The organism is Alteromonas sp. V450, from assembly GCF_001885075.1.
In the GTDB taxonomy this organism is placed as follows: Bacteria; Pseudomonadota; Gammaproteobacteria; order Enterobacterales; family Alteromonadaceae; genus Alteromonas.
In genome coordinates this window covers 1-4,645 of record NZ_MODU01000005.1, presented here as the reverse complement: position 1 = coordinate 4,645, position 4,645 = coordinate 1, and the positions used below count along the sequence as shown (strand labels likewise).

The 4,645-nt window shown below is 43.9% G+C and carries 4 protein-coding genes and 1 tRNA gene; 4 read left to right on the top strand and 1 reads right to left on the bottom strand.

Going from position 1 to position 4,645, the window contains the following annotated elements:
* The first annotated feature begins 26 nt into the window (after positions 1 to 26).
* Positions 27 to 118 (top strand) — tRNA-Ser (locus tag BK026_RS19405).
* Between the two features lie 142 nt (positions 119 to 260).
* The gene (locus tag BK026_RS19400; protein ID WP_071817798.1) at positions 261 to 1,727 is read left to right on the top strand and encodes a DUF3360 family protein; all 1,467 of its coding nucleotides are present in this window, start codon (positions 261 to 263) and stop codon (positions 1,725 to 1,727) included.
* A gap of 198 nt (positions 1,728 to 1,925) precedes the next feature.
* Here BK026_RS19400 and BK026_RS19395 read toward each other — a convergent pair whose 3' ends face one another.
* Positions 1,926 to 2,831: a LysR family transcriptional regulator gene (locus BK026_RS19395; protein ID WP_071817797.1), complete on the bottom strand. Its 906-nt coding sequence runs from the start codon at positions 2,829 to 2,831 to the stop codon at positions 1,926 to 1,928.
* A 194-nt stretch (positions 2,832 to 3,025) separates the two neighbouring features.
* On the opposite strand from BK026_RS19395, the gene BK026_RS19390 reads away from it, so the two are divergent.
* Positions 3,026 to 3,475 carry a DoxX family protein gene (locus BK026_RS19390; protein WP_071817796.1) on the top strand — a complete coding sequence of 150 codons (450 nt, stop codon included), beginning with the start codon at positions 3,026 to 3,028 and terminating at the stop codon, positions 3,473 to 3,475.
* Between the two features lie 91 nt (positions 3,476 to 3,566).
* Positions 3,567 to 4,463, top strand: a complete 897-nt coding sequence (locus BK026_RS19385) for a class III extradiol ring-cleavage dioxygenase (protein ID WP_071817795.1) — start codon at positions 3,567 to 3,569, stop codon at positions 4,461 to 4,463.
* Positions 4,464 to 4,645: the final 182 nt, after the last annotated feature.

Here is a 4,645-nt window from a genome sequence, read left to right as displayed (position 1 = left end):
ATATCATTAAGATACGCAGCACTTCAGGAGAGTTGGCAGAGCCCGGTTTAATGCACCTGACTTGAAATCAGACGTGGGGTCAAACCCACCGGGGGTTCGAATCCCTCACTCTCCGCCATATTACAAGAACCCGCACATCGTTGCGGGTTTTTTTATGCCCGTCTATCACGTTAAACTTTAGTATAAGACCACAGTCGCATTGTTACATTCCATTCACATGTTTAGGCTTGCGTTTTCTTCGCGCAATCTAAAGGTGTTATGTGTCACAGGAAAGTTCTTCTTATCAAAAACTTCACAAACCGAGCAGTAGTTTTAAATCAAGAGACGACTATTTAAACCACGAATTACAAATACTTTCTCCTAAACGTTGGCGGTTAAACCTGCCTGGTAAAGATTATCGCGTTGAGTGGGAAGACTTTGTACCCGGTATGGCTGCAACCATAGGTAAAATTGTTATGGTTGCCGCCGTTGTTGGCGCATTTGCAGCGCCACTAGGGCTGTCTCCTGAGTTTGTTATTGAAAACGTTCGTTTTGAATTGCTGATCGCGGCCGTATTATTCGTCGTTTTGATTTCAGCCTTATTCAATCCGTCTGCCAATTTAGCAGGTACACACGGGCCGCTGTTACCGCTAGTACCTCTTATTGTTGCATCTGGCGGTCACCCCATGGCACTTGGCCTGCTCATCGGTTTGTTCGGTTTTATTTTAGGAATAACAAGGGGCGGCAGCATACTCGCTAAGCTCACCAGTAACGGTGTTTGCGGTGGGTTATTGTTATATTTGGGCTTTATAGGCATTACAGGTCAGGTTAAGAAGCTCTTTGCGTGGGCAGAAAGCTTTGATATGGCTTACCTAGCTTTTGTGGTTATCATTGCCACTATTCTAATGTACGCATGGCTGGAACATATTCAAAAGCGTTGGCTGGCCATTCCTCTTGGCGCAGTAATGGCTGCTGTTATTGCGTTTTCCTTCGGTGCGCCGTTTGAGTTCACTACATCGCCCGGTATGCCCAACTTAAACCCCGCGTATTGGTGGGGAGAAGACACAGGGTGGAAACTAGGTTTACCAGAATGGTCTCATTTCGTTGCTGTCCTTCCTTTTGCCGTACTGGCTGTGTCTATGTGGTCTCCTGATTTCTTAGGTCATCAAGTGTTCCAAAAGTTGAGCTATCCCAAAAAGAGCGAACGGGCTCACATGAACATTGATGACACCATGATTGCTGCGTCAAGCCGTCAAGCTGTGGGCAGTCTATTGGGTGGTGGTAATATTTCATCTTCGTGGGGAACGTATATTATTCCTGCGTCAATTGCGCGTAGACCCATTCCCGGTGGTGCTTTGGTAACGGGCTTTTTATGCATAGTAGCAGCGCTGTGGGGGTATCCTATGGATTTAGCTATTTGGCCTCCAGTACTTTGCGTAGCGCTTATCGTGGGGGTATTTCTTCCCCTAATGGAAGCGGGTATGCAAATGACGCGTGAAGGTAAAACTACTCAGTCAGCGGCTTTAGTTGTGATCTCATCTGTATTAGTAAACCCTGTATTTGGCTGGTCATTTACCATGCTGTTAGATAATTTAGGGCTGGTAGGGTGTAAAGACCGAGCAGGAGATTTAGGTAAAGCGGGTCGCTGGGTTATTCCAGGTATTACATTCTTAATTCTCTGTACGGTTATGGCATTAATTGGCATGTTCCCTGGTGTACCTGCAATTATGGAAACGTTTAGAGTTTAATGACGCTGAACGGGTTAGGGGTAAAACTAGTGGTGTATACATAACCCCATCAGTTTTGCTCAATCGAATTCAAGATTCATAGACTCAGAAGTGGTTAACACCGGCGGCGTAGAGTAACCTTTACGCCGCTTTCAATTTATAGCAGATTTCGGGCAAGCTCAATTAGAATACACTTTTCACGGGTTATGCGTAACTATCTTAATTGTCCCAATAGGGCGTGTCTGTGAAATAATTGGATAAAAAGTCGATAAAAACCCGCAGCTTATTTGAAATCAGTTTTCGGTGTGGATAAACCGCGTATAATGCAATAGATTGCGGGACGAAGTCATCAAGTATCGACACTAGTTCACCATTTTTAAGCGCCTCTCCTGCAATAAAAGTAGGTTGGAGCACGTATCCTTCTCCTTGCTTTGCAACACTGGTAAGTACCTCACCATTATTAGCAATTAGCTTTGGCGTTACTCTCTGAGCATTGGCTTTCAGTGCTGCGATCAGCACAGACTTGTCGCTATCGTAATTAATGTACGAATACTCAAGGTAGTGTTCAGGCTTTAAGTCAGCTGGATGTTTCGGTGTACCATATTTTTTTAAATAGGCCGGTGCGGCACAAAGCGCAAGCTTTATCGTTGTAATTTTTTTGGCCACCAGCGTTGAATTTGCAAGGTGACCTGCACGTATCGCTACGTCAAAGCCTTCGTCTATCACATCAATTTTTCTGTCATTTAACTGCAAGTTAATCGATACATTAGGGTGTGCTTGTTGAAATGCGCTGAGCGCTCCAGCCAAATGCAGGGCAGAAAAAGAAACGGGTGCACTTACATGCAATACGCCTTTTGCTTCTGCATTGAGCAAACCCAACTGGCTTTCCATATCATTTACACTTTCAAGAATATGGTTTGCGTGCTGCAAGCACTGTTGGCCCCCCTCAGTTAAATGAATTTTTCTGGTAGTGCGATTGAATAAACGCGTATCAAGTTGCTTCTCTAATTCCGCAACATACTTGCTTACGAGTTGATTTGACGTGTCTAGCTTTTCTGCAGCTTTTGTAAAACTGCCTTCATTTGCAACAACGCAGAAAGTTTTCAGTAGCGATAATTTATCCATCGTTTAGCCATTCGTCTCAATAAACAACAAATTGTTGGTAATCATTCAATATTTAACCGCTTTATTCAATAGATGTTGGTAACTATTCTATATGCATCAGGTTAGCGCTGTGCCAACTAAATGAAGTCAGGCGGGGCGTTCATCACTTTTTAGATATGACACTTTCAATTACGAGAGACTTTGAGGATTCAACAATGAACAAGCAATTTCTGAAAAACATTTTTACTTCTAATAGCAGTATTTCTAGTTTGGTTTTACGTGTGCCTGTGGGCATTATTCTTAGTGCACACGGCGCACAAAAGCTTTTTGCGTGGTTTGGTGGTTATGGACTAGAAGGCACAGGTCAGTGGATGGAAAGCATTGGTTTAGCGCCAGGCTTTTTAATGGCATTGCTTGCGGGAAGTGCTGAATTTTTTGGTGGACTAGCACTTATTTTAGGTTTGCTTACTCGCCCAGCCGCGCTGGTGAGTGCATTTACTATGGTTGTTGCAATTTTTAGCGTACACGCCGCCAACGGTCTGTTTATGGCCAATAATGGTTATGAATTTGCGCTAGCGCTGCTTGCAGCAACAACGGCACTTGCTATCCAAGGTGGTGGTAAATTATCAATCGACGCTCTGATCAGTGACACGCTGTTTAAGTAAGGCGAGTTACGCGTATTTGTTCTGAAGCCGGCTTTAAACAGCCGGTTTCTATGGTAAGCCACCCCCGCATGGATACGATTTAGAGTTGCTTATGAAACTGACAACCGAAATAAAAACGCCATTGCCAGTACAAATTAGTACAGCGTATATATCTCATGGCGGAGGTCCGCTACCACTGCTTGAAATGCTGACAAAAGGTGAAGCGAATTCTCCCCAGTATCACACGGAAATGATTGAAGCGCTCAAAACGTTGTCAGCAGATTTACCCAGGCCTGATGTAATCATAGTGATTAGCGCTCATTGGGAAGAAACAGAAGTTAGTGTAACTAACAACCCAGAACCTTCCTTGATTTACGACTATTATGGCTTCCCTAAAGAGGCGTACTCCCTTAAATATCCGGCCAAAGGAGAAGTTGCACTTGCAACTTTATTACTAAAGCGTTTAGCAGAACAAGGTATTGCTGTGCGGGAGGATAGGGCACGTGGCTTCGATCATGGAATGTTCATCCCACTAAGTATCATGTATCCCAACGCCGAAGTACCCTGTATTCAAGTATCCATTACGTCTGATTTGAATTCGGAAAAGCATGTGTTGTTGGGGGAAGCAATTAGGAAAGCTGTAGAACGCGGGTTAAAGCCTGTAAATAGTGATGCAACGGACCAAGTGAATATTTTAGTATTGGGCTCGGGGTCTTCATTTCACAATATGCAGGGCTTTTTTGATAGCACTGATGATGCAAGGCGCAAAGCTACGCGCTTTAATAACTGGCTTCAGACAACTATGCAGACCAGTGCCTATTGCGAGAATGAACGCAAAGCTCGTCTTGTTAAATGGTACAGCGCGCCGGATGCGCGATACGCCCATCCTAGAGAAGAGCACCTTCTTCCACTTCATGTTTGTTATGGCGTTAATAATAGAGCAGCTGATAAAGCTCTGTCTTTAACGCTTCTAACCAAACCTGCAAGCATGTTTGTGTGGTGTGATTGACAGTGCTTCACATTACCGCGTCAGTGCAACACCTGATTGAATAACGCCTGCGTTAAAAGAGAGCAATTAAATTTTAAGCACTTTGTTTATCAATTAGTCGTTTGAGTAGAAATGTTAAAATTAGTGCTTTACAGACCCACATAAATCATTAAGATACGCAGCACTTCAGGAGAGTTGGCAGA